Raw genomic sequence first — 25,476 nt, 5'->3', positions numbered from 1 at the left:
GTCAGTCCTCCGGCATATCCTGAAGCCGAGTGGCCATCGGCTGACGAAGGGGTCCGAAGGTGCCGTCGATGCTCGATGCGGTCGTGGTGGGGGCGGGGCCGAACGGCCTGACGGCCGCCGTGGAGCTGGCCCGGCGCGGTTTCTCCGTGGCTCTCTTCGAGGCGAAGGACACCGTGGGCGGCGGCGCCCGCACCGAGGAGCTCACCCTCCCCGGCTTCCGGCACGACCCGTGCTCCGCCGCGCACCCGCTCGCCGTCAACTCGCCCGCGTTCCGCGCCCTGCCCCTGGAGCGCTACGGCCTCCAGTGGCTGCATCCCGACCTGCCGATGGCACACCCCTTCCCCGACGGCGGTGCCGCCGTGCTGGCCCGCTCCGTCGCCGAGACGGCGGCCTCCTTCGGCCCACGCGACGCGGGCACGTACCGCAGGCTGGTCGAGCCCTTCCTGCCCAAGTGGGACACCCTGGCCAGGGACTTCATGTCGCTGCCGCGGACCGCGCTGCCGCGTGACCCGGTCATGCTCGCCCGCTTCGGCCTGGCCGGACTGCCCCCCGCCGCCCTGCTGTTGCGCCGCTTCCGCGACGAACCGGCCAGAACGCTGTTCGCCGGACTCGTCGCCCATGTCATGGCCCCGCTCACCGGCTTCGCGACCGGTGCCGTCGGCCTGGTCTTCGCGCTCGCCGCGCACGCTCGCGGCTGGCCGGTCGCGAAGGGCGGCTCCCAGGCCGTCTCCGACGCCCTCGCCGCCTACCTGAAGGACCTCGGCGGCGCCGTCCACACCGACTACGAGGTCAAGCGGCTCGACGACCTGCCGCCGGCGCGGTCGTACGTCTTCGACACCTCGCCCACCGCCCTCGCCCGCATCGCCGGCTTCGGCACCTACTACCAGGGCTACCGCTACGGCCCCGGGGTCTTCAAGGTCGACTACGCACTGGACGGCCCCGTCCCCTGGACCGCCCCCGCGGCCCGCCGCGCCGGGACCGTGCAGATCGGCGCGGACAGCACGGAGATCGGCACCGCCCTGCGCGCCGCCTCCCGCGAGGGCCGCGCCCCCGACCGGCCGTTCATGATCACCGTCCAGCCCGGTGTGGCGGACCCGAGCCGGGCCCCCGAGGGCAAGCAGGTGTTCTGGGCCTACGCCCACGTGCCGAACGGCTGGACCGGCGACCTCACCGACGTGATGGAACGTCAACTGGAGCGCTACGCCCCGGGATTCCGCGACCTCGTACTGGCCCGCGCCACCGCCGGGCCCGCCGAACTGGCCGCCCGCAACGCCAACTACGTCGGCGGCGACATCGGCACCGGAGCCGTCTCCGGCCTGCAGATCCTGCTGCGCCCCAAGCTCTCCCTGTCCCCGTACGGCACCCCGCACCCGGCCGTGTTCATCTGCTCGTCGGCCACCCCGCCCGGCCCGGGCGTCCACGGCATGTCGGGGCACAACGCGGCGAAGGCCGTGTGGAGGAGGCTGAGACAGCCATGACCCGCATCACCCTCGTCCAGGGCGACATCACCCGGCAGAGCGTCGACGCCATCGTCAACGCGGCCAACTCCTCCCTGCTCGGCGGCGGAGGCGTCGACGGCGCCATCCACCGGCGCGGCGGCCCCGCGATCCTGGCCGAGTGCCGCAAGCTCCGCGCGGGGCACCTCGGCAAGGGCCTGCCCACCGGCCAGGCGGTCGCCACCACCGCCGGCGAACTCGACGCACGGTGGGTCATCCACACCGTCGGACCGGTCCACGCCAAGACCGAGGACCGCTCCGAGCTGCTGGCCTCCTGCTACCGCGAGTCCCTGCGGCGCGCCGACGAACTCGGCGCCCGCACGGTCGCGTTCCCCGCCATCTCCACCGGCGTCTACGGCTGGCCGATGGACGACGGCGCCCGGATCGCCGTGGCGACCGTCCGGGAGACGGACACCGCCGTCGAGGAGGTGCGGTTCGTGCTGTTCGACGAGCGCGCCTACGAGGCGTTCGCCGCGCGGCTGACCTGAGGACGCCCGCGGGTCAGCCCAGGATGCGGCGCTTCTGCTCCTGGAACTCGTCCTCGGTGAGGATCCCCTGGGCCTTCAGCTCGCCGAGCTGTTTGAGCTGGTCCATCCTGGCCGTCATGTCGTCGGCGGCGGGCGGTGCCGCCACCGGCGGCGGCTGGGCGACGGTCCCCTGCTGTTCGTAGTCCTGCTGGGCCCAGCGGCCCGCCTGGCGCCGTGAGACACGGTTCGACACCGCCGTGGCGGTGCCGGCGACGACAGCGGTGCGCGCGATCCCGCGCAGCAGTCCGGGCATACTCGGTCATCTCCGTTCAGGCGGCGGCGGTGCCACCGGGCGGGGGCGTCTCGTCGACGGCGTCCAGCGACGCCAGCAGGGCCTGCACCGGGATCCGGCCGCTCGCGACCAGCTGGGCGCCGCTGCGCCGCAGCGCGCCGGCCAGCGGCGCGGCCCACAGGTTCTCGTACACCAGCACCGCGGCGGAGTTGCCCGGTTCCAGCGCGTTGCCCGCCTCGGCGAGGTCGCCCTCGTCCAGCAGACCGGAGGAGGCACCCTCGAAGACGGTCAGCTCGGCCGCGTCGTCGCCGAGGTCCCGTACCTCGAGCGCGGTCACCGAACCGTCGGCGTCCTTGCGCAGGAACGCCAGGTCGAGGATGCGCACGATACGGCGGTCGGCGAGATCGACCAGCAGCGGAAAGGCCTCGCCGGTCATCCTGTTCCCCGGGAACTCGATCACCAGGTAGTCGACGGGGCCCATCTCTTCGACGCTGTCCATGGTCACTCCTCCGGGAGCAGGCGGGACCGCGGGGGCGGTCGCCGGCCGGTGCCTTCATTGCAGCACCCGCGCCGGTGCCCCGCACGTCCGGCGCCCGGCCCGGGACCCGCCCGGGATCAACTCGTCAGCTGGTAGAGGCTCCTGCCCACCAGCCAGCAGCCCAGCAGCAGGCACAGCGTCACCAGCGCCTGCTCCTGGTGCCTGGTCAGCCAGGCGCGCAGCCGCAGCAGCCGGACCCGGGCCGCCGTCGGGGCGAAGACCACGTACAGCTCCACGGTCAGCAGGCTCGAGGTGGCCAGCAGGCAGAAGCCGAACAGGGCGATCCAGGTCGTGAAGTGCGAGGTGTCCGCCTCCACGACGGTCGTGGCCCCGGCCGCGACCAGCCCCCACGGCTGGAGCAGCACGGCGAGGCCGGCCGCGCTCCACACCGTGCTCCGGTCCATCTCCGAGGTCAGGGACACGGGCTCCGGTTCCGGTACGGCCGGACGCGTCCCCCGGGCGCGCAGCCCGCCGAGCCGCCGGCGCCGGTGCTCGCCGTACCCGACGAGCGACACCCCGACGAACAGCTTGGCCGCGAGGGCGGCGGTGGACGGCGGGGACTTCGGCGGGGGCGGCTCCCCGCCCGTCAGCACCAGCACGAGGGTGATCACGACGGTCAGGCACAGCAGCCAGCTCAGGATGAAGACCAGGCCCTTCCACGCACCCCTGGCGGAGGCCACCACCAGGACGAAGGCCATCAGCGGCAGCGGGTCGAGCGTGATGGCCAGGGCGATGAGCAGCAGGTCGAGGACCATGACGACCCCCAGCGTCTCGGACACCACGAGCGTAGACGCGCACCACCGGGACCCCCACCCGGACCGTCCCGGCGGACGCCCCGCCGGGACGACACCCGGGCCGTCCTGGCGGGCGTCCGGGGTGCCGCCGGGACGGTCGCCCCGCACCCTGGACGCAGGAAGGAGCGATGCCATGCCGACCAGGGGGCGGGTGCCGCGCAACGGCTCTCGGCCCGGGCCGTTCCGGTGGCGTGAGCGGACCGCGCGTGTGGTCACCCGGGCGAGAACGCTGCACCGGTGGGCGGAGATCCGGTTCCCGGTCGTCGTTCATCTCGCGGACCGGATGGTGTCCGTGAACATCTTCGACACCGCCACCCGGGTGGCCGCCCAGTGCTTCCTCACCGCGGTGCCGCTGCTCTTCGTCTTCGTGGCCTACGCCCCGCCGGCCGTCGAGCAGCAGCTGATCCGGTCGGTGCGCTCGGTGTTCGGCCTGACCGGACCGGCCGACCCCCAGCTCCAGCACCTCGTGCAGCCGCAGAGCGAGAGCCTGCGGCAGACCACCGGCCTGGTCGGTGTCCTCATGGTGCTGATCTCGGCCACCGCCCTCAGCAGGGCCGTGCAACGGCTGTGCCAACGTGCCTGGGGCATCCCGCGGGGCGGTATCCGGATCGCGCCGTGGCGCTGGCTGGCCTGGCTCGCCCTGTGGATCGCCGCACTGGTCCTGCAGGGCGTACTGCGGGACGGCTTCGGGGCGGGGGCCTGGCTGGGCGTCCCGGTCACCTTCACCGCCCAGGTGTGCCTGTGGTGGTGGACCCAGCACCTGCTGCTCGGCGGTCACGTCACATGGAAGCCGCTGGTCCCCGGGGCCGTGATCACAGCGCTGGCCCTGACCGCCCTGTCGGTGACCGCGCGGTTCTACCTGCCGCGCGCCCTGGACCGCGCCCTCGGCGAGTACGGCTCGCTGGGAGCGGTCTTCGTCGCCCTGTCCTGGCTGATCGTGGTCTGCCTGGCCGCCACCCTCAGCGTGACCGTCGGCGCGGTCCTGGCCCAGGAGCCGTTCCTCGCCGGCCGGCTCGGCAGCCCGCCGCGCCGCGACCAGGGCCCACGCTCTGCGCCGGAGCCGAAACACTGTGATCCTGGTCGGTGAAGCGCCGGTCACGGCCGGCCGGACACAGGCGGTGATCTCTGTGGCCGATCGGGACGACAGCACCCAGAGGGACTACAGCACCCAGAGGGACTACAGCACCCAGAGGGACTACAGCACCCAGAGGGACTACAGCACTCAAAGGGACGACAGCACCCAGAGGGACGACAGCACCGAGAAGGACGACAGCACCGAGAAGGACGCCAGCGCCAAGAGGGACGAGAGCATCGGGAGTCGGTCCTTCGGGTACGCCGGTCCGCCGGGGGAGCCGTTTCTGCGCACCAGGTTCGCCGCACCGGCCAGGCCCGCCACCTTCGTCCGCAGGCCCCGGCTGACCGCGCACCTCGGCCAGGCCCTGGACACCCCGCTGACCATGGTCAACGGCGCGGCCGGCGCGGGCAAGACCCTCCTGGTCGCGGACTGGGCGGCCGGGCTCGGACAACCGGTCGCCTGGCTCACCAACGAGGCGGGCGACCAGCGGCCCGGCGTGTTCTGGGCCCATGTGCTTCAGGCCCTGCGCTCCGCCGGGACCCCGCTGCCCGCCGGCATCGGCGGCGCCGGCCACGTCGGCATGGTCGGCCACCGGCTGCTGGGCCGGCTGGCCGACGAGCTCAACGGACTCGGCCGGCCCGCGATGCTCGTCCTCGACGAGTTCGACCGGCTGTCCGACCCGGAGACGGCCGAGCAGCTGGAGTTCGTCCTGCACCACGCCGGGCAGGGACTGCGGCTGATCCTCGTCACCCGGACCGAACCCCTGCTGCCCCTGCACCGCTACCGGGCGGCCGGTGCCATGACCGAGATCAGGAACGACGAACTGGCCTTCACCCCCGAGGAGGCCGCCGACCTGCTGGCCCGGCACGGCCTGCTGCTGCCCGCCCAGGCCGCGCGCGCCCTGGTGGAGCGCACCCGCGGCTGGGCGGCCGGACTCCAGCTGAGCGCCCTGGCGGCCCGGCAGGACGCGGACCCGGAGACGTACCTGAAGGAGTTCGAGGCCGGGCACAGCGTCATCGCCGACTTCCTCCTCGCCGAGGTGCTCAACCGGCAGCCCCCCGACACGGAGAACCTGCTGCTGTGCGTCAGCGTCCTGGACCGGTTCTGCCCCGAACTCGCGGAGTCGCTGACGGGCCGGCCCGGTGCCGGGCCGCGGCTGGCCGGGCTCTGCCGCCAGAACGCGTTCGTCGAGTACCTCGGGCACTCCTGGTACCGGCTGCACCCGCTGTTCGGGGAGATCCTGCGGGTCCACATGCGGGTGCGTTCCCCGGAACGCGAACCGGAGCTGCACCGGCGTGCCGCCTGCTGGCTGCGGACCCACGGCGCGGTGCCCGAGGCGCTGGCGCACGGCGCGGCGGCGGCCGACTGGGAGTTCACCGCCGGTGCCGTCGTCGACGACCTGGCGATCGGCCGGCTCCTCACCGGGCCGCCGCGCGCCGACGACCTGACCGAACTGTTCGACGGGATGGGCACGGAGGCCACCGGCTCCGCGGTGGACCTGGTGCGGGCGGCCCGTGAACTGTCCGGGCGCGACCTCGACCGCGGCCTCACCCACCTCGGCCACGTCGAGGAGGACCCGGACACGGGCGGATCCGCCGCGGCGAGCCGGCTGAGCCGGGTGCTCCTGGAGTCCCTGGCGGCCCGGCTGACCGGCGCCCCCGGCCGGGCGGAGCGGGCGATGGCCACGGCCGTGCGGCTGCGCCGCGAGGTGCCCGCCCACGACCTGGCGCGGCACCCCGAACTCACCGCGCTGCTCCTCACCCACCTGGGTTCGGCCCGGGTGTGGGCCGGGCACTTCGAGGCCGCCCGCGCCGCCCTGACCGAGGTGGCCGGCCTGCCCGCCGACGCCGCGACGGAACTGCCCCGGGAGGACGCCCTCGGGCACCTGGCGCTGCTCGACTACTTCGACGGCCGCCTCGACCGGGCGGAGAGCCAGGCCCTGGCCGCGACGGCGGCGACCCGGAACTGCGGCGGACATCCGTTCCCCGGCGCCGGACTCGGGCAGCTGGTGCTGGCCGCCGTGGCCGTCGACCGCGACGAGCTGGAGCAGGCCCGGGTCCTGCTGGACGAGGCCGCCGAGTCCGGCCCCGGCAGCGGGGTGCCCGACCCGGTGACCGAGGGGTGCCGGGCCCTGACGACCGCCCGGCTGCTGACGGCGCTCGGCGACCCGGAGGCCGCCGCGGAGGCGGCCGATCCGGCCGTGCCGGCGCTGGTCGCGGCACCCTGGGTGCGGGCCGGTGCGGCCCTGGCCGCCTCGGCCGCGCGGCTCGCCGAGGGCCGTCCGGAGGCGGCCGCCGCGCTGCTCGACGACATCCCCGGCCCCGTCGGGTCCCTGGGCGCGGCGGACCTGGCGTGGGCACGGCTCGCCGCCGGGCGGCGCGCGGAGGCCGTGGAGACGGCCGGCCGGCTGTGCGCGGAGGGCGTGGCCGGTCCCGGCACGACGGTGCGGGCCACCCTGGTCTGTGCCCGCGCCGCGGCCGAGTCGGGGGACGCCGACACCGCCCGCAGACTGCTCGCCAAGGCGCTCCTGGAGGGCCGCCGGAACCGGCTGCGGCGCCCGTTCCTGGACGCTGGGCCGCGGATCCGGCGGCTCCTGGACACCCCGCAGCTGCACGGTCTGGCCGCCGGCTGGCTCTACCGCGACGGTGACGGCGCGGACGCGGTCACCGAACCCCCGTCGCTGCTCGTGGAGGAGCTCAGCGGACGGGAGCGCGAGGTGCTGAGCAGACTGGCGCAGCTGATGTCGACCCAGGAGATCGCCGCCGACCTGTACGTCTCCGTGAACACCGTGAAGACGCACCTCAAGAGCGTCTACCGGAAACTCGGCGTGGGCCGGCGCGGCGACGCGGTGCGCCGGGCCCGCGAACGCGGACTGCTGTGACCGGGCCGCTGTGACCCGGCGCTCGTGGACCGGCGCTCGTGACCCGGCGCTCGTGAACCGGCGCTCGTGACCTGGCGCTCGTGAACCGGCGCTCGTGACCTGGCGCCCGCGATCCGGCGCCCGCGATCCGGCGCCCGCGATCCGGCGCCCGCGATCCGGCGCCCGCGATCCGGGTGACGCCTCGGGCGCGGACCGGAGGCCGTGCCCGGATCACCTGCGCCGGGTGAGGCAGACGGTGGCGCCGCGGGCGCAGGATCACGGGACAGACCGCAGCACACCGCGGCGGGAGACGGCTCATGCACTACGAGATCCGCGTCGAAGGGGCCATGTCGGAGACGCTGACCCAGGCCTTCCCGGAGATGGAACACGTCACGATGTCCGGCCAGACGGTCCTGTTCGGTCCCGTCATCGACGAGGCACAGCTGTACGGCCTGCTGAACCGCTGCCTGTCACTCGGGCTGCGGGTCGTGGAGATGCGACGGCGCCCGGAGTGACCGGGCGCGGCGGCCACGGTGCGGGAGACCGCTCCGGGCCGCGCCGGGCGGCGCACGATCACCCGCACAGGGTGAGGAACCCCGGCGTCCACCGTGCGCACCCTGAAACCGCAGAGCGCGGCCGACCGGCCGGTGCCGTGGACGGAGGACACAAATGAGCGCACAGACCTACCTCGCGTACGACTATCCGCTGCTGAGCGCCTTCTGGACCATGCTGTGGCTCTTCCTGTGGATCATGTGGCTCGTCCTGCTGTTCCGGGTCATCGTGGACATCTTCCGCGACGACTCGATGGGCGGCTGGGCCAAGGCCGGCTGGCTGGCCCTCTGCATCGTGGTCCCCTTCCTGGGCGTCCTCGTCTACGTGATCGCCCGTGGCAAGGGCATGGGGCAGCGCGAGATCTCCCAGGCCCGCGACCAGCAGAAGGCGTTCGAGTCCTACATCCGGCAGACCGCCCAGGGCGCCCCCGCCGGGACCAGCAGCGTCGACGAACTGGCCAGGCTCTCCGAGATGAAGTCCCGCGGCGACATCTCGGACGAGGAGTTCCGCAGGGCCAAGGCACTGGTCCTGAGCGACGCCGGGCCGGCCCAGCAGCCCACCGCGGTGCCCACCACCCACGGGCGCTGAGCACACGACGAGAGACCGACGAGAACAGAGAACGACGAGAACAGAGACCGACGAGAACAGAGAACGAATCGAGGCAGGCGCATGACCGCGACACATCCCGCGCACCACCCGCACACCGCCAAGATGCAGTGGGCCGGCGGACTGACGGCCTTCTCCGCCGTCATGCTTATGATCGCCGGCCTGCTCGCGGTGTTCAGGGGCATCATGGCGATCGCACAGGACGACGTCTTCGTGACGACGCCCAACTACGTGTTCAAGTTCGACCTCACCAGCTGGGGCTGGATCCACCTGGTCCTGGGTGTGATTGCCGTGGTCGTCAGCATCGGCCTCTTCCAGCCCGCCGCGTGGGCCCGCGGCGCCGGTGTGGCCATCGCCGCGCTGGTGATCATCGCCAACTTCCTGTCCCTGCCGTACTACCCGGTGTGGTCCGTGGTGATGATCGCGCTGTCCGGGTTCATCATCTGGGCACTGTGCGTGGTGCGGAGCGACGACTCCGCGGACACCGCCTGACGGCCCGGACACGAGGGCCGCGGCCCTCTCCGTCGGCGCCGCCCGAGGGGCCTGTCGCGTCAGCCGCGGCAGGCCCTCAGGCGGCGCCGACGGGGATCAGGTGGGTCCGGGCCGCGCGGTGGAACGCCGGGAACAGCGGATGGCGGTGGCCGGCCCGGGCGGCGAGGACCACCTGGAGGGGGTTCGCGTCCTCGACCGGGACGGCGGTGATGTCCGGCCGCAGGTGGCCCGCGAAACCGGCCGGCGCCAGGGACACCACCTCACCGCTCGCGACCAGCTCCAGCTTGTCCTCCAGGGTCTCCACCACGGGACCCTGACAGGCGTGGCCGGCGGGATTCGCCCCGATCCGGTCCGCGCCGCTGAAGCGGGGGAGCGGCTCGTCCGAGAAGTCCGCGAGGGTGACCGACTCCCTGCCCGCCAGCCGGTGCCCGAGCGGCACCAGCAGGACCCGTGGCTCGTCGTGGAGGACCGTGACGTCCAGGCCGTCGGCGGCGAACAGGAACCGGGTCACCACCACGTCGACCCGGTGGTCCAGGAGCGCTTCACGCGGGTCGTTCCAGTCGAGGTGCTGGGCGCGGACGTCGGCCTCCGGATGCCGGTGGCGCAGCTCGCGGACGGCCGGGGTGACGATCGTGTGCGTGGTGAACCCGACGGTGTACGGACCCTGCCCGGCGGCCGACCGGGCGCTCGCGGCGGCCCGGCCCGCGGTCCGCAGCAGCTCCCGCGCCTGTGGCAGGAAGACCTCCCCGGCCCCGGTGAGCCGCGTCCCGCGCGGGCCGCGCTCCAGCAGCGGCGCCCCCAACTGCCGCTCCAGGCGCCGGATCTGACGGCTCAGCGAGGGCTGCGCGAGATGCAGCGCGTCGGCCGCGCGACCGAAGTGCAGTTCCTCGGCGACGACGGTGAAGTAGCGCACCAGGCGCAGCTCCAGGTCCACCGGCGGTACGGGGGAGTCGGGCACCCCGCGACTCTACCTCCGCCCCGGTGCGGCCTGCCGTGAGCAGCGGCTAGGCCGCTGTGAGCTGTGGTCATGACCGGACGGTCATGACCGGATGCGGAACAGGTCTTGGACCCGGCACCGGCGCCGGGCGCACGCTGACTACATCCCAGCAGATCCACTCTCCCTGAGGTGATGTGTCATGCGTGTGTTCGTCACCGGCGCCACCGGTTTCATCGGCAGCGCGGTCGTCCGCGAACTGCTCGGCGCCGGGCACCGGGTGCTCGGCCTGGCCCGCTCGGACGCGGCCGAGACGGCCCTGAAGGAGGCGGGGGCGCAGGCGTACCGCGGCGACCTGGACGACGTCGACGGGCTGCGGACCGCGGCCGCCGGGGCGGACGGGGTGGTCCACACCGGCTTCAACCACGACTTCTCCGACCCGCACGGCGCCCTGCGCACCGAACTCGCCGCCCTGGCCGCCTTCGGCGACGCCCTCGCCGGCTCCGGCCGCCCCCTCGTCATCAGCTCCGTGACCGGCCTGCTCACCCCCGGCCGCGTCGGCACCGAGACCGACGGACCCGACCCCGCCGCGCCCGGCGCGCACCGCGCCGAGCCGGAGCGGGCCGCCCTGGCCCTGGCCGGCCGCGGGGTCCGGGTGAGCGCGGTCCGGCTGCCCTCGGTACACGGGGCGGGCGACCACGCGTTCCTTCCGGCGCTCATCGGCATCGCCCGGGACAAGGGCGTCGCCGCCTACCTCGACGAGGGGGCCGACCGCTGGTCCTCCGTGCACCGCCTCGACGCCGCCGCGCTCTACCGCCGGGCCCTGGAGGCGGCCCCGGCCGGTGCCGTGCTGCACGCGGTCGCCGAGGAGGGCGTACGGCTCCGTGACATCGCCGAGGTCATCGGGCGCCGCCTCGCGGTGCCGGTGGTGTCCCTGCCGCGGGCGGAAGCGGCCGGCCACTTCGGGTGGCTCGGGCGCTTCGTCGGCAACGACAACCCGACGTCCGCCGCCGCCACCAGGCAGCGCTACGACTGGCACCCCGAGCAGCCGGGACTCCTCGCCGACCTCGACCAGGACCACTACTTCTGAGTCTCCCGCGGTCCGAGGTCAGCCCACCTTCGTGTCGGATTCCCGCCAGCATCGGCCACCGCCGTGGTCGATGCTGGACGCATGCAGAAAGGGATGCACCTCGACCGTGAGCACTGCGTACGGGCCGTGCAGTCGAAGGACGCGCGGTTCGACGGCTGGTTCTTCACCGCAGTCCTGACCACCCGGATCTACTGCCGGCCCAGCTGTCCGGTGGTACCGCCCAAGCCCGCGAACATGACGTTCTACCCGAGCGCCGCGGCCTGCCAGCAGGCCGGTTTCCGGGCCTGCAAGCGCTGCCGCCCCGACACCAGCCCCGGCTCCCCGGAGTGGAACCAGCGCGCCGACCTGGTCGCCCGTGCCATGCGGCTGATCGCCGACGGGGTCGTCGACCGCGAGGGCGTGCCCGGCCTCGCCACCCGCCTCGGCTACAGCCCCCGGCAGGTGGAACGCCAGCTGCTCGCCGAACTCGGCGCCGGCCCGCTGGCCCTGGCCCGCGCCCAACGCGCCCAGACCGCACGTTTGTTGATCGAGACGACCGCCCTGCCGATGGCGGAGATCGCCTTCGCGGCCGGCTTCTCCTCGATCCGCACCTTCAACGACACCGTCCGCGAGGTCTTCGCGCTCTCCCCGACCGAACTGCGCGACCGCCGCCCCAAGTCGGCCCAGCTGGCCCCCGGCACGCTCACCCTCCGCCTCCCGTTCCGCGCCCCCCTCAACCCCGACAACCTCTTCGGCCACCTCGCGGCCACCGCGGTGCCCGGCGTCGAGGAGTGGCGGGACGGCGCCTACCGGCGGACCCTGCGGCTGCCCTACGGCCACGGCATCGCCGCCCTCACTCCGGGACCCGACCACATCGCCTGCCGGCTCACCCTCAGCGACCTGCGGGACCTGCCCGTCGCCATCAGCCGCTGCCGTCGGCTGCTCGACCTGGACGCCGACCCGGTCGCCGTGGACGACCAGTTGCGCTCGGACCCGGTCCTGGCCCCGCTGGTGGACAAGGCGCCGGGACGGCGGGTGCCGCGCACGGTCGACGAGGCCGAGTTCGCGGTCCGGGCCGTGCTCGGCCAACAGGTCTCCACCGCCGCCGCCCGCACCCACGCGGCCCGTCTGGTGACGGCCCACGGCACTCCCGTCGACGACCCCGAGGGCGGTCTGACCCACCTCTTCCCGTCCCCCGAGGCCCTCGCCGAGGTGCCCCCCGAGTCACTGGCGATGCCGCGCACCCGCCGCACCACCTTCACCACGCTCGTCGCCCAGCTGGCCGACGGCTCCCTCCACCTGGGGGTGGAGAGCGACTGGGCGGAGGCCCGCGCCAGGCTCCTCTCCCTCCCCGGCTTCGGCCCCTGGACCGTCGACGTCATCGCCATGCGGGCCCTCGGCGACCCCGACGCCTTCCTCCCCACCGACCTCGGCATCCGCCGTGCCGCCCAGGAGCTCGGCCTGCCCGGCACCCCGGCTGCCCTCACTGCCCGCGCCGCGGCCTGGCGCCCCTGGCGGGCCTACGCCGTCCAGTACCTGTGGGCGACCGACAGCCACCCCATCAACTTCCTTCCCGTGTAAGGACCCTGCCGTGAAGAACCACACCGTCACCGACAGCCCCTACGGCCCTCTCACCCTGGTCGCCGAGGACGGCGCCCTGTGCGGCCTCTACATGGAGGACCAGCGCCACCGCCCGCCCGAGGAGACCTTCGGCGACCGCGACGACGACCTCTTCGCCGAGGCCGAGGAACAGCTCACGGCCTACTTCGCGGGCGAGTTGAAGGAGTTCACCCTCGAACTCCGGCTGAACGGAACCCCGTTCCAGCGGAGCGTCTGGGACCAGCTGACCCGGATCCCGTACGGCGAGACCCGCAGCTACGGCGAACTCGCCGACGCCCTCGGCAGCCCCCGGGCCTCCCGTGCGGTCGGCCTCGCCAACGGCCGCAACCCCGTCGGCATCATCGTCCCCTGCCACCGCGTGATCGGCGCCAACGGCAACCTCACCGGCTACGGCGGCGGCCTGCCCCGCAAGCAGCGCCTGCTGGACTTCGAACGGGGCGCGGGTCTCTTCTAGCCGCCCCGCAACTCCGCGAGCAGCTTCGGCAGCGCCGCGCCGATCGGCTCCCGCACGATCTCGTCGGCCCGGTCGTCGTACGGCGTCGGTTCGGCGTTGACGATGACCAGCCGGGCGCCGTGGTCGGCGGCGACGCCCGCGAGCCCGGCGGCCGGCTGCACCTGGAGGCTGCTGCCCACCGCGACGAACACCGTGCAGGCCTTGCTGACGGCGAGCGCGTCACCGAGGACGACCGGGTCGAGGCGTTCGCCGAACATCACGGTCGCCGGCTTCAGGACGCCCCCGCACTCCAGGCACGGCGGGTCCGCCTCACCGGCCTCGACCCGGGCGAGCGCGTCCGCCATCGGACCCCGGGCACTACACTCCGTGCACACCACCGCGCGCGCCGAACCGTGCAGTTCGAGGACCTTGCGGGCGGGCATCCCCGCGAGCTGGTGCAGCCCGTCCACGTTCTGCGTGATGACCCGTACCGGCGTCCCCGACCTCTCCAGCTCGGCGACGGCCAGATGCGCCGCGTTCGGCTCGGCCCGCAGCGCCCCGGTCCTGAGCCGCATCTCCCAGGACCGGCGCCGGATCTCGGGATCCCCCATGTAGTACTCGTACGTCACGAGCTTCTCGGCCCGGGATCTTTCCGCCACAGCCCGTTCGGACCGCGGTAGTCGGGGATCCCGGAATCGGTCGAGACGCCGGCGCCGCTGAGGACGGCGACGAGGGGCTTGGTCATGTGGTCGAGGGTAGGGCGGGGTGGCCGGCGGCTGCGAGCGGATATCCGCGGGGACGACCGCCGGCCCCGGGGCCGGAATTCACCCGACCGGGTGACCGTTCTCCAGCTCCACCGGCCCTGAGCCGTCCGTGACGGCGTCCAGTGCGATCAGCACCCGGCGGCCGAGGGCGCCGGCCAGATGGTCGGGGATCCGCTCGCGGGGGACCAGCCGCCAGGACAGCAGTTCCTCCTCCTGGAGGGTGATCGCCGCCAGGTCGGCTTCGGTGAGGACGCCGCCGTCGTACACGTACGCCACGACCGGCGGCCGGTCCGTGCCGTGCACCCAGTCCACCGTCAGCAGCCTGCCCATCGGCCGGTCCAGGCCGATCTCCTCCAGCGTCTCCCGGCGGGCACCCTGGCGCGGGGTCTCGCCGTCGTCGGACTCGACGGTGCCGCCCGGCAGCGCCCAGCCCTCCCGGTAGTTGGGCTCCACGAGCAGCACCCGGCCCTCGGTGTCCCGGAAGAGCGCGGCGGCCCCGGCGAGGACCCGGGGGAGGCTCGCGATGTACGCGGCGTACGAGTCGGTGGTGGTCACCCAGGAAGGGTAACCAGGGCGGACCCGCCGGCAGGCCGCCGATCCGGTCCGTCGCCCGCCGGGCCGCGGGACTTCCCGGCGTGCACTCCCCGTGCTTTCCCAGACGGCTCCCAGCCGCCTCCCAGGCTTCGGACGGGGCATGACGGGGAGGGCGTCCTCCGGTTAAGGTCGCAGCGGCGCGACTGGCCTTGACGTGCGCGAGGCCCGGAGAGCAAGGGGATACAGGTGACACAGCGCGTGCTCATCGCCGCGGACAAGTTCAAGGGCTCGCTGACGGCCGTACAGGTCGCCGAGCGGGTCACGGCGGGACTGCGGCGGGTCGTGCCCGGCCTCGACGTGGCGGCACTGCCCGTCGCCGACGGCGGGGACGGCACCGTGGCCGCGGCCGTCGCGGCCGGTTTCGAACGGCACGAGCGGCTGGTCGCCGGGCCGCTGGGGCAGGAGGTCACCGCCGCGTTCGCGCTGCGCGGCGACACCGCGGTCGTGGAGATGGCGGAGGCCAGCGGACTGCAGCGGCTGCCCCGCGGGGTCTTCGCGCCCCTCACCGCCTCCACCTACGGCTCCGGCGAGCTGCTGCGGGCCGCGCTGGACGCGGGTGCCCGCACGATCGTCTTCGGCGTCGGCGGCAGTGCCACGACGGACGGCGGCGCCGGGATGCTGTCCGCGCTCGGCGCGCGCTTCTTGGACGAGGACGGCGAACCGGTGCCGCCGGGCGGCGGTGCCCTCGCCGGGCTGGCCCGCGCGGACCTGTCCGGGCTGGACCCGCGGCTCGCCGCCGTCGACCTGGTCCTCGCCAGCGACGTCGACAACCCGCTGACCGGCCCGAAGGGCGCACCCGCGGTGTACGGGCCGCAGAAGGGTGCCTCGCCGGACGACGTGGAGCTGCTCGACGCCGCGCTGGCCAACTACGCGAAGGTCCTGGAGACCGAGGTCGGCCCGCGTGCCGCCGAGTACGCGGTCGCGCCGGGTGCCGGTGCGGCCGGCGGCATCGGCTACGGCGCGCTGCTGCTCGGCGCGCGGTTCCGGGCCGGCATCGAGGTCATGCTCGACGTGCTGGGCTTCGCGCCGGCGCTCGCGGGAGCGACGCTCGTCATCACCGGCGAGGGCTCGCTGGACGAGCAGACGCTGCACGGGAAGGCGCCGGCCGGAGTGGCGGCCGCCGCCCGCGCCGCCGACAAGGAGGTCGTCGCGGTGTGCGGCCGCCTCACGCTGCCCCCGCAGGCACTCGGCCGGGCCGGGATCCGCCGCGCCTACCCGCTGACCGAGGTCGAGCCGGACGTGGTGAAGTGCATCGCCGACGCCGGCCCGATCCTGGAACGCGTGGCGGAACAGATCGCACGGGACTTTCTGACCTGAGTCCGGCGGGTCAGTCCAGCGGGGTCAGCAGCCCGTCGTCGTCCCGGTAGAAGCTGCCGCTGGTCTGGTCCTCCACCCGGTGCTTGTCGAACCACTGCATGGACATGTGGTGGACGACCCTGGCGGGACGTTCCCAGACCATGGAGTGTCCCGCGTCGGCCAGCTCGAACATCAGCTTCTTGGGTCCCGGGATCGCCTTGTACAGGGCCGGGACGGAGAAGGTCAGAATCGCCGGGAGCGGTGGGCTCGGCGGGGTGTTGGCCGTCCGGTCCATGTCGCCGTAGACGATCATCACGGGCACCCGGTCGCCGAGGATGTACTTGCCCGTGGCGTCCTTGAGCGGGACGGTGTGGTTGTTCCAGCCCCACCAGTAGGTGTTCCGGTACCGGAGGACGCCTTCGGCGACGCCCGACGAGACGGGCCCCCAGGTGCTGCCCAGGCTGTCGTTGGCCATCATCGCGTCCCACACGATGTCACCCATGTCGGGTTCCCGCTGGAGCGGGCTGGCCTGCTCCTTGTCCCAGCCGATCTTGAAGCCGGTCTTGCTGGCGACGTGCATCGGGAAGCCGAACAGGACGGCGGGCGTGGACATGGGCAGTGTGGCGGCCTCCGCCGGGCGTCCGAAGGGGTTCGCGGCGTTGCCGGACCACCGGCCGTCGGGCGGGAAGATCGGGGCCAGCAGGAAGAGGCTCTTGACGTTGTCGGGGTGCTGGAGGGTGTAGGGGCCCATCACGAGCGCTCCGGCGGACCAGCCGACGAAGTCGATCGGGCCGGTCGTGCCGGTCTGGGCCTTGATGAACTTGACCACCGTGTCGACCTCCGCCTGCTCGCTCTCCGAGTTCCCCAGCTGGGACCCGTACGGCGGGGCGCACTTGGCGGAGAGCGGGTTGGGCACGAGGACCGACTCCTGCTGGGCAGGGTTGGCATTGCAGGGTTGGTCCATCGGCACCGGCCGCGGTGTCCGCCCGCTGCCCTGCAGGTCCATCAAGAAGACGTCGAAGCCGTGCTGGGCCAGTTGCTGCGCCCAGCTGTACCGGATGTCGGAGCCGCCGGGACCGGGGATCACGAGGTCGAAGCCCGCGACCGCGGGCACGCTGCGGCCATGGAGCATCAGGATGGGCGGGGGCTGGGGCCCGCCGTTCTTCCGGTACTCGCGCACGAACAGTTGTACCGTCTCGCCGGCGTTCACCGGGATCGTCGAGAGGTGCGGGACGGCGTGGTCTTTGACCGTGAGCGCAACCATGGCTGTCCTCCTATCGGAAAGAGGGAGTAATCCCCATCCCCCAATGGGGACAAATCCCCGTAAAATTCACCCCGATTCCACCGTCCTCCTCCGTTGCGCCCCGCGCAACTCGGCCCCGGACAGCGGTGGTTGAGTCGTCAAGGGCCGACGGTGTACGCCCTTGAACGGGAAACGGGTGTGGCCCGAGCCGTACGGCTCGGGCCACACCCGTCGGTGGTGCGGGGGCGTCAGGGCAGCTGGGTCGCCCGTGCCTCGCGCCGGTTGTCGCGGAAGTTGTTCACCCGGCGGGCCGTGGCGAACAGCGGGATCACCGCACCCGTCACCAGCTGCAGCGCGCAGCCGGTCTGGAGGAGCAGCTGGCCGCCCGGGGCGTCGAACGCCCAGGCCGCCAGGAGGCCCACGCCGAGCACGATCCAGGACAGCATCGCGACCGCGAGGCGGCCCCGCGGCTTCGGGTACTCGACCCGGCTCACCATCAGCCACGCCGTGCCGAGGATCGCGAGCAGCGTCGCGAAGAACGGCAGCTCCAGGAGCACGATCGAGACGACCGTCAGCGCGCCGAACGGCGACGGCATGCCCTGGAACATGCCGTTCGGCGGTGTCACGCACGAGAAGCGCGCGAGTCTCAGCACCACGGCCAGCAGCACCACGACCGCTCCGACCGCGGCCACCTTCTGGTACGCGTCGTCCGCCACCATGCCGTAGACGAGGACGAAGTACGCCGGGGCCAGGCCGAAGCTGATCAGGTCCGAGAGGTTGTCCAGCTCGGCGCCCATGGGGGAGGACCGCAGCTTGCGCGCCACCAGGCCGTCGAACAGGTCGAAGATCGCCGCGCAGAGCATCAGGATGACCGCGGTGGCGGCGCTGTGCCGCGCCATGCCCGCCGACTGGTCGTCCCCGGTGAGGTGCGGGATCAGGATGCCGGTGGTGGTGAAGTACACCGCCATGAAGCCGCACGTGGCGTTGCCCAGGGTGAGGGTGTCCGCTATCGAGAGGCGGAGAGAGAGTGGCATCTCCTCCTCGTCGTCGCCGATCTCGTCGGCCTCGGGCACCCAGCCCGCCTGGGTCTCAGGATCAATCACGGTCAATGCGAGTCACCCCAGCCACGGTCTTCTGGCCGACCTCGACCGCGACCTCCACGCCCTCGGGCAGGTAGATGTCGACGCGCGAGCCGAAGCGGATCAGACCGATGCGGTCGCCCTGCTCGACCTTCGTGCCCTGCGGGATGTAGGGCACGATACGGCGGGCCACCGCGCCGGCGATCTGGATCATCTCGATGTCGCCGAGTTCGGTGTCGAAATGCCAGACTACGCGCTCGTTGTTCTCGCTCTCCTTGTTGAAGGCGGGAACGAAGCCACCGGGGATGTGCTCGACCGACGTCACCTCGCCCGACAGGGGCGCGCGGTTGACGTGGACGTTGAGCGGGCTCATGAAGATCGCGACGCGGGTGCGGCCGTCCTTCCACGGCATGATGCTCTGCACCACACCGTCGGCGGGCGAGATGACGCGGCCCTGGGCGATCTCACGCTCGGGGTCGCGGAAGAACCACAGCATGCCCGCCGCGAGTGCGGTGGCGGGCACGGCGACGGCCTTCGCGGCACCGGAGCGACGGGCGCGGAGGAGGCTGACGGCTGCGGTGGCGACGGTCGGGAGAAGCCACGGCGATGCTCCGCGCGCGAGGCGTACGCCGGCCAGGCTGTCTCGATGTGCAGAGGTTTGGCTGTGGGGCATGGATGACCTTCGTAGCGGATGATGCCGCGCGGGGATCGGGGACGGCGGCTTTCCGGGATCGTACCGGTCGGGGGCCACAACTGGGCAAGCCAGGAAGCCGAGTCGGCGGCCGAAGACCGTTGACGGGGTGTGATCTTCTTCTCGAAGAAAACACCCCGTACCGGGACAATCAGCCCTGGAATCGATACTCTTCGAGCAACCTCCGCCCGATGATCATTTTCTGGATCTCGGCGGTGCCTTCGCCGATCAGCAGCATCGGCGCCTCGCGGTAGAGACGTTCGATCTCGTACTCCTTGGAGAAGCCGTAGCCGCCGTGGATCCGGAAGGCATCTTCCACGACCTCCTTGCAGTACTCGGAGGCGAGGTACTTCGCCATTCCCGCCTCAAGGTCGTTTCGTTCCCCGGAGTCCTTTTTGCGTGCGGCGTTGACCATCATGGCATGCGCGGCCTCGACCTTGGTAGCCATCTCCGCCAGCTTGAACTGGATGGCCTGGTGCTGGGCGATCGCCTTGCCGAAAGTGTGACGCTGCTGGGCATACTGCACGCCGAGCTCGAAAGCGCGCTGGGCGACACCGCAGCCACGAGCCGCCACGTTGACCCGGCCGACCTCGACTCCGTCCATCATTTGGTAAAAACCTCGGCCGGTGACCCCGCCGAGCACCCGATCGGCCGGAATCCGCAGTCCGTCCATGATCAGCTCGGTGGTGTCGACGCCCTTGTAGCCCATCTTGTCGATCTTGCCCGGGATGGTGAGGCCGGGGCGGACCTCGCCGAAGCCGGGCTTCTTCTCGACCAGGAAGGTCGTCATCGACTTGTGGGGCGCCGTGCCCTCGGGGTGTCCTTCGTCACTCCGGACGAGAACCGCCACCAGCGAGGACGTTCCGCCGTTGGTCAGCCACATCTTCTGGCCGTTCAGGACGTACTCCTCGCCGTCCTTCACCGCCTTCGAGGTGATGGCGGAGACGTCCGAGCCGAGACCCGGCTCCGACATCGAGAACGCGCCCCGGATGTCGCCGGCCGCCATCCGCGGCAGGAAGTGCTCCTTCTGCTCCTGCGTGCCGTGCTGCTTGAGCATGTACGCCACGATGAAGTGCGTGTTGATGATCCCGGAGACGGACATCCAGCCGCGGGCGATCTCCTCGACGCACAGCGCGTACGTCAGGAGGGACTCGCCCAGGCCGCCGTACTCCTCGGGGATCATCAGGCCGAACAGGCCGAGCTCCTTGAGACCGTCGACGATCGCTTGCGGGTACTCGTCGCGGTGCTCCAGCTCGGTGGCGACGGGGATGATCTCCTTGTCCACGAAGTCGCGGACCGTGGAGAGGATCTCCTGCTGGACGTCGGTCAGACCGGCGGTCTGGGCGAGACGGGCCATCGCTTACTTCCCCTGTTCCTTCAGCTCGGGGCGGCCCGGCTGCTCGCCGCCGCGCTCCTTGATGTACGTCTCGGTCGGCACCATCACCTTGCGGCGGAACACGCACACCAGCGTGCCGTCCTGCTTGTAGCCCTTGGTCTCGACGTGGACGATCCCGCGGTCGTCCTTCGACTTGGACGGCCACTTGTCGAGCACGGTCGTCTGACCGTAGATCGTGTCGCCGTGGAAGGTCGGCGCCACGTGCTTCAGCGACTCGATCTCCAGGTTGGCGATCGCCTTGCCCGAGACGTCCGGCACGGACATGCCGAGCAGGAGGGAGTAGATGTAGTTGCCGACCACCACGTTCTTGCCGAAGTCCGTCGTCTTCTCGGCGTAGTTCGTGTCCATGTGGAGCGGGTGGTGGTTCATCGTGAGGAGACAGAACAGGTGGTCGTCGTACTCCGTGACCGTCTTCCCGGGCCAGTGCTTGTACGTCGCCCCGACCTCGAACTCCTCGTACGTGCGTCCGAACTGCATCGCGCTCACGCCTCCGGGATCTCGAACTTGGACGTGCGCTGCATGCCGGCCGCCCGGCCCTTGCCGGAGATGACCAGGGCCATCTTGCGGCTGGCCTCGTCGATCATCTCGTCGCCGAGCATCGCGGAGCCCTTCTTGCCGCCGGCCTCGGACGTGTAGTAGTCGTACGCGTCCAGGATCAGCTCGGCGTGGTCGTAGTCCTCCTGGGAGGGCGAGAAGATCTCGTTGGACGCCTCGACCTGGCCCGGGTGCAGCACCCACTTGCCGTCGAAACCGAGCGCGGCGGCACGCTGCGCGACCTCGCGGTAGCCGTCGATGTTGCGGATCTGGAGGTAGGGGCCGTCGATCGCCTGGAGGTTGTTGGCGCGGGCGGCCATCAGGATCTTCATCAGGATGTAGTGGTAGGCGTCCGCCGGGTAGCCGGGCGGCTGCTCGCCCACGACCAGCGACTTCATGTTGATGGACGCCATGAAGTCGGCCGGGCCGAAGATGATCGTCTCGACGCGCTGGGAGGCCGTCGCGATCTCGTTGACGTTGTTCAGGCCCTGCGCGTTCTCGATCTGCGCCTCGATGCCGATCTTGCCGACCTCGAAGCCCATGGTCTTCTCGATCTGGGTCAGCAGCAGGTCCAGGGCGACCACTTGCTGGGCTGTCTGCACCTTCGGCAGCATGATGCAGTCGAGGTTCTGCCCGGCGCCCTCGACCACGGTCACGACGTCACGGTACGTCCACTCGGTCGTCCAGTCGTTGACGCGCACCACGCGCGTCTTGCCGGTCCAGTCGCCCTCGTTGAGGAACTTCACGATGGTGTGCCGCGCCCCGGGCTTGGCGAGCGGCGCGCACGCGTCCTCCAGGTCCAGGAAGACCTGGTCCGCCGGGAGACCCTGCGCCTTCTCCAGGAAGCGCGGGTTCGAGCCGGGCACGGCCAGGCAGGAGCGCCGCGGGCGGAGCCGGTTGACAGGCGTGGTCATGCGGGGACCTCCAGGGGGTCGAGCTTGTTCGCTTTCCGGATCTCGTCGACGATGCGGCCGATGATTCCGGTGATGTCGAAGTCCTTCGGGGTGAAGACCGCGGCCACTCCGGCTTCCCTGAGCTGCTCGGCATCACCGTTCGGGATGATGCCACCGGCGATCACCGGTATATCTGTGGCACCGGCCACACGGAGTCGTTCCAGGACGTCCGGGACCAGCTGGGCGTGCGACCCGGAGAGGATCGACAGGCCGACCGCGTGCACGTCCTCGGCGAGGGCCGCGTCCACGATCTGCTCCGGGGTGAGCCGGATGCCCTGGTAGACCACCTCGAAGCCGGCGTCCCGGGCGCGCACCGCGATCTGCTCGGCGCCGTTGGAGTGCCCGTCGAGACCGGGCTTGCCGACCAGGAAGCGGAGCTTGCCGCTGCCCAGGTCACGGGCGGTGGCGTCCACCTTGGCCCGCACCTCGGCCAGCGCCGAGCCCGGCTCGACGGGGACCGCGATCGGAGCCGAGGAGACCCCGGTGGGCGCCCGGAACTCGCCGAACACCTCGCGCAGGGCCCCCGCCCATTCGCCGGTCGTCACGCCCGCACGGGCGCACTCAAGGGTGGCCTCCATGAGGTTGTCGGTGCCCTTGGCGGCCTCCTTCAGCCGCTCCAGCGCCTTGCAGGGCCGCGGGTGGTTGAACGGCGGCTGGTACCGCGTGTCGCGCCAGTGGCCGATCGCCGCCACGACCCTCGCCTCGACGGCCGGGTCGACCGTCTGGATGGCCGTGTCCAGGTCCGCGGTCAGCGGGTTCGGCTCGGTCGTCTCGAAGATGTTGACGCCGACGATCTTCTCCTGCCCGGACTCGATCCGGGCGCGCCGCTCGGCGTGCGAGGAGACCAGCTGCGACTTCAGGTAGCCGGACTCGACGGCGGCCATCGCACCGCCCATCTCCTGGATCCGGTCGATCTCCGCGAGGGAGTCCTCGACCAGCTGGGCGACCTTCTTCTCGATGACGTGCGAGCCCTCGAAGATGTCCTCGTACTCCAGCAGGTCGCTCTCGTGCGCCAGCACCTGCTGGATCCGCAGCGACCACTGCTGGTCCCAGGGCGTCGGCAGGCCGAGCGCCTCGTTCCAGGCCGGGAGCTGCACGGCACGCGCGCGGGCGTCCTTCGACAGCGTGACGGCCAGCATCTCCAGGACGATCCGCTGGACGTTGTTCTCCGGCTGCGCCTCGGTCAGCCCGAGGGAGTTGACCTGGACGCCGTACCGGAACCGGCGCTGCTTCGGGTCCTCGATGCCGTACCGCTCGCTGGTGATCTTGTCCCAGATGCGGCCGAACGCCCGCATCTTGCACATCTCCTCGACGAACCGGACGCCCGCGTTCACGAAGAAGGAGATACGGGCGACGACGTCGCCCATGCGCTCCTGCGGGACCTGGCCGCTGTCGCGCACCGCGTCCAGCACCGCGATGGCGGTGGACATCGCGTACGCGATCTCCTGGACCGGGGTGGCGCCCGCCTCCTGCAGGTGGTAGCTGCAGATGTTGATCGGGTTCCACTTCGGGATGTGGGAGACCGTGTACGCGATCATGTCCGTCGTCAGGCGGAGGCTCGGTCCCGGCGGGAAGACATGGGTCCCGCGGGACAGGTACTCCTTGACGATGTCGTTCTGGGTCGTGCCCTGGAGCTTGGTGACGTCCGCGCCCTGCTCCTCGGCGACGACCTGGTAGAGCGCCAGCAGCCACATGGCGGTGGCGTTGATCGTCATCGAGGTGTTCATCTGCTCCAGGGGGATGTCCTGGAACAGCCGGCGCATGTCGCCGAGGTGCGAGACGGGCACGCCCACCCGGCCGACCTCGCCGCGGGCGAGGATGTGGTCGGGGTCGTAGCCGGTCTGCGTCGGCAGGTCGAACGCCACCGAAAGACCGGTCTGGCCCTTGGCGAGGTTGCGCCGGTACAGCTCGTTGGACGCCTCGGCCGTGGAGTGGCCGGCGTACGTGCGCATGAGCCACGGCCGGTCCTTCACACGTGCCCCGTCGGCGATCTGACGCTCAGTCATCTATGACCTCGGGTGTCTCAGATGTTGCGGAAGCGGTTGATGGCGTCGAGGTGCTTGGCGCGCATCTCCTCGTCGCGCACGCCGAGGCCCTCCTCGGGGGCGAGGCACAGCACGCCGACCTTGCCCTGGTGGAGGTTGCGGTGCACGTCGTACGCGGCCTGCCCGGTCTCCTCCAGGGAGTAGGTCTTCGACAGCGTCGGGTGGATCTTGCCCTTCGCGATCAGCCGGTTGGCCTCCCAGGCCTCGCGGTAGTTGGCGAAGTGCGAGCCGATGATCCGCTTCAGGGACATCCACAGGTAGCGGTTGTCGTACTCGTGCATGTAGCCCGAGGTGGAGGCGCAGGTGGTGATGGTGCCGCCCTTGCGGGTGACGAACACGCTCGCGCCGAAGGTCTCGCGGCCGGGGTGCTCGAAGACGATGTCGATGTCCTCGCCACCGGTGAACTCGCGGATGCGCTTGCCGAAGCGCTTCCACTCGCGCGGGTCCTGCTCCTGCTCGTTCTTCCAGAACTTGTAGTCCTCGGCGTTGCGGTCGATGATCGCCTCGGCGCCCATCGCGCGGCAGATGTCCGCCTTCTGCGGCGAGGACACGACGCAGATGGGGTTGGCGCCGCCGGCCAGCGCGAACTGCGTGGCGTACGAGCCGAGGCCGCCGCTCGCGCCCCAGATGAGCACGTTGTCGCCCTGCTTCATGCCGGCGCCGTTGCGGGAGACCAGCTGGCGGTAGGCGGTGGAGTTGACCAGACCGGGAGCGGCGGCCTCCTCCCAGCTGAGGTGGTCCGGCTTGGGCATCAGCTGGTTGGACTTGACGAGCGCGACCTCGGCGAGACCGCCGAAGTTGGTCTCGAAACCCCAGATGCGCTGCTCGGGGTCGAGCATCGTGTCGTTGTGCCCGTCGCTGGACTCCAGCTCCACGCTGAGGCAGTGCGCGACGACCTCGTCACCGGGCTTCCAGGCGTTGACGCCGGGACCGGTGCGCAGGACCACGCCCGCGAGGTCGGAGCCGATGATGTGGTACGGCAGGTCGTGCCGCTTGGTCAGCTCGCTGAGGCGGCCGTAGCGCTCCAGGAAGCCGAAGGTCGACAGCGGCTCGAAGATCGAGGTCCACACCGAGTTGTAGTTGACGCTCGACGCCATGACGGCGACCAGTGCCTCGCCCGGGCCCAGCTCGGGCAGGGGCACCTCGTCGAGGTGGATGGACTTGCGGGGGTCCTTGTCGCGGGTCTCCAGGCCCGCGAACATGTCCGTCTCGTCCTTGTGCACGGTGATCGCGCGGTACGACTCGGGGAGCGGCAGGGCGGCGAAGTCGGCCGGCGTCGAGTCCGGTGACTGGATCGCGTCCAGAATGGCCTGAGTGGTCACGGTGTTGCCTCCGGCGGTGTGCGCCCCTCCCGGGGGGAGGGGCGCTGAGGGTTACGGCGGTGCTGCTGAGGGTTTCGGGAAAGATGCCGTCGGTTCGGCGGGGGTGGTGCTTCGGCAGCGCTTTGTGGCGCGGGAGGTTGCCTGTGACGCAGGCGTCCGACGGGGGAGCTGGTGGGCTCTCCGGGACAGGCCGGACACCATCAACGTATGACACCGCGTGTCAGGCCGCAAGGCACTGAGTGCCATGACTTCGCCTCAGATGAAATCTTTACGTAACAAATGAGCGATGATCGATCGAACGGCCGCTGAAAGGCGCCTGAAAAGGTGCTCT

Annotated in this window: 24 protein-coding genes and 1 pseudogene; 11 read left to right on the top strand and 14 right to left on the bottom strand. The window is 71.8% G+C overall.

Annotated elements, in window-relative coordinates:
• Nucleotides 1-68 precede the first annotated feature (68 nt).
• Both MB828_RS01895 and MB828_RS01890 read left to right on the top strand, forming a co-directional pair.
• Nucleotides 69-1,478 carry a phytoene desaturase family protein gene (locus tag MB828_RS01895; protein WP_133026273.1) on the top strand — a complete coding sequence of 470 codons (1,410 nt, stop codon included), beginning with the start codon at nt 69-71 and terminating at the stop codon, nt 1,476-1,478.
• Nucleotides 1,475-1,984, top strand: a complete 510-nt coding sequence (locus tag MB828_RS01890; RefSeq protein WP_133026272.1) for an O-acetyl-ADP-ribose deacetylase — start codon at nt 1,475-1,477, stop codon at nt 1,982-1,984. Before MB828_RS01895 ends, MB828_RS01890 begins: the two co-directional genes overlap by 4 nt.
• Nucleotides 1,985-1,997: 13 nt before the next feature.
• Here MB828_RS01890 and MB828_RS01885 read toward each other — a convergent pair whose 3' ends face one another.
• The 3 genes from MB828_RS01885 to MB828_RS01875 all read right to left on the bottom strand — a co-directional run bounded on the left by MB828_RS01885 (nt 1,998) and on the right by MB828_RS01875 (nt 3,548).
• Nucleotides 1,998-2,276, bottom strand: coding sequence for an SHOCT domain-containing protein (locus MB828_RS01885; RefSeq protein ID WP_301646642.1), 279 nt, complete (start codon nt 2,274-2,276; stop codon nt 1,998-2,000).
• A gap of 16 nt (nt 2,277-2,292) precedes the next feature.
• Complete coding sequence (locus MB828_RS01880) at nt 2,293-2,754, bottom strand: DUF6325 family protein (protein WP_301646641.1); 462 nt, start codon at nt 2,752-2,754, stop codon at nt 2,293-2,295.
• Between the two features lie 116 nt (nt 2,755-2,870).
• Nucleotides 2,871-3,548, bottom strand: a complete 678-nt coding sequence (locus MB828_RS01875; RefSeq protein ID WP_301646692.1) for a GAP family protein — start codon at nt 3,546-3,548, stop codon at nt 2,871-2,873.
• 172 nt (nt 3,549-3,720) lie between these two features.
• Between MB828_RS01875 and MB828_RS01870 the strand changes: the two genes are divergently transcribed.
• The 5 genes from MB828_RS01870 (at nt 3,721) to MB828_RS01850 (ending at nt 9,172) form a co-directional block, all read left to right on the top strand.
• Nucleotides 3,721-4,674: a YihY/virulence factor BrkB family protein gene (locus tag MB828_RS01870; RefSeq protein ID WP_301646640.1), complete on the top strand. Its 954-nt coding sequence runs from the start codon at nt 3,721-3,723 to the stop codon at nt 4,672-4,674.
• A gap of 223 nt (nt 4,675-4,897) precedes the next feature.
• A complete protein-coding gene (locus MB828_RS01865; protein WP_301646691.1) occupies nt 4,898-7,543 on the top strand; it encodes a LuxR C-terminal-related transcriptional regulator in 2,646 nt (881 codons plus the stop codon).
• A gap of 296 nt (nt 7,544-7,839) precedes the next feature.
• Entirely contained in the window at nt 7,840-8,037 is a 198-nt protein-coding gene (locus MB828_RS01860) for a hypothetical protein (RefSeq protein WP_046730104.1), read from the top strand.
• A 154-nt stretch (nt 8,038-8,191) separates the two neighbouring features.
• Nucleotides 8,192-8,662 carry an SHOCT domain-containing protein gene (locus tag MB828_RS01855; protein ID WP_133026268.1) on the top strand — a complete coding sequence of 157 codons (471 nt, stop codon included), beginning with the start codon at nt 8,192-8,194 and terminating at the stop codon, nt 8,660-8,662.
• Between the two features lie 81 nt (nt 8,663-8,743).
• A complete protein-coding gene (locus MB828_RS01850; protein WP_046730106.1) occupies nt 8,744-9,172 on the top strand; it encodes a DUF7144 family membrane protein in 429 nt (142 codons plus the stop codon).
• A 76-nt stretch (nt 9,173-9,248) separates the two neighbouring features.
• On the opposite strand, the gene MB828_RS01845 is transcribed toward MB828_RS01850, so the two are convergent.
• On the bottom strand, nt 9,249-10,130 hold the full coding sequence (locus MB828_RS01845; protein ID WP_301646639.1) for a LysR family transcriptional regulator: 882 nt from the start codon (nt 10,128-10,130) through the stop codon (nt 9,249-9,251).
• Between the two features lie 178 nt (nt 10,131-10,308).
• Here MB828_RS01845 and MB828_RS01840 point away from each other — a divergent pair, with 178 nt between their 5' ends.
• The 3 genes from MB828_RS01840 to MB828_RS01830 all read left to right on the top strand — a co-directional run bounded on the left by MB828_RS01840 (nt 10,309) and on the right by MB828_RS01830 (nt 13,249).
• Nucleotides 10,309-11,196 carry an SDR family oxidoreductase gene (locus tag MB828_RS01840; protein ID WP_301646638.1) on the top strand — a complete coding sequence of 296 codons (888 nt, stop codon included), beginning with the start codon at nt 10,309-10,311 and terminating at the stop codon, nt 11,194-11,196.
• 93 nt (nt 11,197-11,289) lie between these two features.
• Nucleotides 11,290-12,756 (top strand): AlkA N-terminal domain-containing protein, encoded by a 1,467-nt coding sequence (locus tag MB828_RS01835; RefSeq protein ID WP_301646690.1) that lies wholly within the window; start codon nt 11,290-11,292, stop codon nt 12,754-12,756.
• Nucleotides 12,757-12,766: 10 nt separating this feature from the next.
• The gene (locus MB828_RS01830) at nt 12,767-13,249 is read left to right on the top strand and encodes a methylated-DNA--[protein]-cysteine S-methyltransferase (RefSeq protein ID WP_301646637.1); all 483 of its coding nucleotides are present in this window, start codon (nt 12,767-12,769) and stop codon (nt 13,247-13,249) included.
• On the opposite strand, the pseudogene MB828_RS01825 reads toward MB828_RS01830, so the two are convergent.
• Both MB828_RS01825 and MB828_RS01820 read right to left on the bottom strand, forming a co-directional pair.
• Nucleotides 13,246-13,973 (bottom strand): annotated as a pseudogene (locus tag MB828_RS01825) (SIR2 family NAD-dependent protein deacylase). The gene MB828_RS01830 and the pseudogene MB828_RS01825 overlap by 4 nt on opposite strands.
• Before the next feature lie 79 nt (nt 13,974-14,052).
• A complete protein-coding gene (locus MB828_RS01820) occupies nt 14,053-14,547 on the bottom strand; it encodes an NUDIX domain-containing protein (RefSeq protein WP_133026263.1) in 495 nt (164 codons plus the stop codon).
• A 237-nt stretch (nt 14,548-14,784) separates the two neighbouring features.
• On the opposite strand from MB828_RS01820, the gene MB828_RS01815 reads away from it, so the two are divergent.
• Nucleotides 14,785-15,903 carry a glycerate kinase gene (locus tag MB828_RS01815; RefSeq protein ID WP_301646689.1) on the top strand — a complete coding sequence of 373 codons (1,119 nt, stop codon included), beginning with the start codon at nt 14,785-14,787 and terminating at the stop codon, nt 15,901-15,903.
• A gap of 10 nt (nt 15,904-15,913) precedes the next feature.
• On the opposite strand, the gene MB828_RS01810 is transcribed toward MB828_RS01815, so the two are convergent.
• The 8 genes from MB828_RS01810 to ccrA form a co-directional block, all read right to left on the bottom strand.
• Entirely contained in the window at nt 15,914-17,146 is a 1,233-nt protein-coding gene (locus MB828_RS01810; protein WP_301646636.1) for an alpha/beta fold hydrolase, read from the bottom strand.
• Nucleotides 17,147-17,373: 227 nt separating this feature from the next.
• Nucleotides 17,374-18,198: a CDP-diacylglycerol--serine O-phosphatidyltransferase gene (gene pssA / locus MB828_RS01805; RefSeq protein WP_046730113.1), complete on the bottom strand. Its 825-nt coding sequence runs from the start codon at nt 18,196-18,198 to the stop codon at nt 17,374-17,376.
• A 22-nt stretch (nt 18,199-18,220) separates the two neighbouring features.
• Nucleotides 18,221-18,877, bottom strand: coding sequence for a phosphatidylserine decarboxylase (locus tag MB828_RS01800; RefSeq protein ID WP_301646635.1), 657 nt, complete (start codon nt 18,875-18,877; stop codon nt 18,221-18,223).
• 169 nt (nt 18,878-19,046) lie between these two features.
• The gene (locus tag MB828_RS01795) at nt 19,047-20,252 is read right to left on the bottom strand and encodes an acyl-CoA dehydrogenase family protein (protein WP_301646634.1); all 1,206 of its coding nucleotides are present in this window, start codon (nt 20,250-20,252) and stop codon (nt 19,047-19,049) included.
• Nucleotides 20,253-20,255: 3 nt separating this feature from the next.
• Nucleotides 20,256-20,768: a MaoC family dehydratase gene (locus MB828_RS01790; protein ID WP_301646688.1), complete on the bottom strand. Its 513-nt coding sequence runs from the start codon at nt 20,766-20,768 to the stop codon at nt 20,256-20,258.
• Between the two features lie 5 nt (nt 20,769-20,773).
• A complete protein-coding gene (locus MB828_RS01785) occupies nt 20,774-21,739 on the bottom strand; it encodes an HpcH/HpaI aldolase/citrate lyase family protein (protein WP_301646633.1) in 966 nt (321 codons plus the stop codon).
• Nucleotides 21,736-23,784, bottom strand: coding sequence for a protein meaA (locus MB828_RS01780; protein ID WP_301646632.1), 2,049 nt, complete (start codon nt 23,782-23,784; stop codon nt 21,736-21,738). The genes MB828_RS01785 and MB828_RS01780 overlap by 4 nt, the downstream gene beginning before the upstream one ends.
• Before the next feature lie 17 nt (nt 23,785-23,801).
• Complete coding sequence (ccrA, locus tag MB828_RS01775; protein ID WP_133026256.1) at nt 23,802-25,145, bottom strand: crotonyl-CoA carboxylase/reductase; 1,344 nt, start codon at nt 25,143-25,145, stop codon at nt 23,802-23,804.
• Nucleotides 25,146-25,476 lie beyond the last annotated feature (331 nt).

This window comes from Streptomyces arenae (assembly GCF_022343545.1).
Classification (GTDB): domain Bacteria; phylum Actinomycetota; class Actinomycetes; order Streptomycetales; family Streptomycetaceae; genus Streptomyces; species Streptomyces humi.
Note: the sequence above shows the minus strand (reverse complement) of the source record. Positions and strands in the feature narration are given on the sequence as shown.

Coding starts and splice junctions, on each gene's coding strand:
- MB828_RS01810 (WP_301646636.1), bottom strand. CDS start 17,146: ATGGTTGCGCTCACGGTCAAAGACCACGCCGTCCCGCACCTCTCGACG.
- MB828_RS01890 (WP_133026272.1), top strand. CDS start 1,475: ATGACCCGCATCACCCTCGTCCAGGGCGACATCACCCGGCAGAGCGTC.
- MB828_RS01835 (WP_301646690.1), top strand. CDS start 11,290: ATGCACCTCGACCGTGAGCACTGCGTACGGGCCGTGCAGTCGAAGGAC.
- MB828_RS01860 (WP_046730104.1), top strand. CDS start 7,840: ATGCACTACGAGATCCGCGTCGAAGGGGCCATGTCGGAGACGCTGACC.
- MB828_RS01785 (WP_301646633.1), bottom strand. CDS start 21,739: ATGACCACGCCTGTCAACCGGCTCCGCCCGCGGCGCTCCTGCCTGGCC.
- MB828_RS01780 (WP_301646632.1), bottom strand. CDS start 23,784: ATGACTGAGCGTCAGATCGCCGACGGGGCACGTGTGAAGGACCGGCCG.
- MB828_RS01880 (WP_301646641.1), bottom strand. CDS start 2,754: ATGGACAGCGTCGAAGAGATGGGCCCCGTCGACTACCTGGTGATCGAG.
- MB828_RS01875 (WP_301646692.1), bottom strand. CDS start 3,548: ATGGTCCTCGACCTGCTGCTCATCGCCCTGGCCATCACGCTCGACCCG.
- MB828_RS01885 (WP_301646642.1), bottom strand. CDS start 2,276: ATGCCCGGACTGCTGCGCGGGATCGCGCGCACCGCTGTCGTCGCCGGC.
- MB828_RS01855 (WP_133026268.1), top strand. CDS start 8,192: ATGAGCGCACAGACCTACCTCGCGTACGACTATCCGCTGCTGAGCGCC.
- MB828_RS01870 (WP_301646640.1), top strand. CDS start 3,721: ATGCCGACCAGGGGGCGGGTGCCGCGCAACGGCTCTCGGCCCGGGCCG.
- MB828_RS01840 (WP_301646638.1), top strand. CDS start 10,309: ATGCGTGTGTTCGTCACCGGCGCCACCGGTTTCATCGGCAGCGCGGTC.
- MB828_RS01895 (WP_133026273.1), top strand. CDS start 69: ATGCTCGATGCGGTCGTGGTGGGGGCGGGGCCGAACGGCCTGACGGCC.
- MB828_RS01790 (WP_301646688.1), bottom strand. CDS start 20,768: ATGCAGTTCGGACGCACGTACGAGGAGTTCGAGGTCGGGGCGACGTAC.
- MB828_RS01800 (WP_301646635.1), bottom strand. CDS start 18,877: ATGCCCCACAGCCAAACCTCTGCACATCGAGACAGCCTGGCCGGCGTA.
- MB828_RS01850 (WP_046730106.1), top strand. CDS start 8,744: ATGACCGCGACACATCCCGCGCACCACCCGCACACCGCCAAGATGCAG.
- MB828_RS01795 (WP_301646634.1), bottom strand. CDS start 20,252: ATGGCCCGTCTCGCCCAGACCGCCGGTCTGACCGACGTCCAGCAGGAG.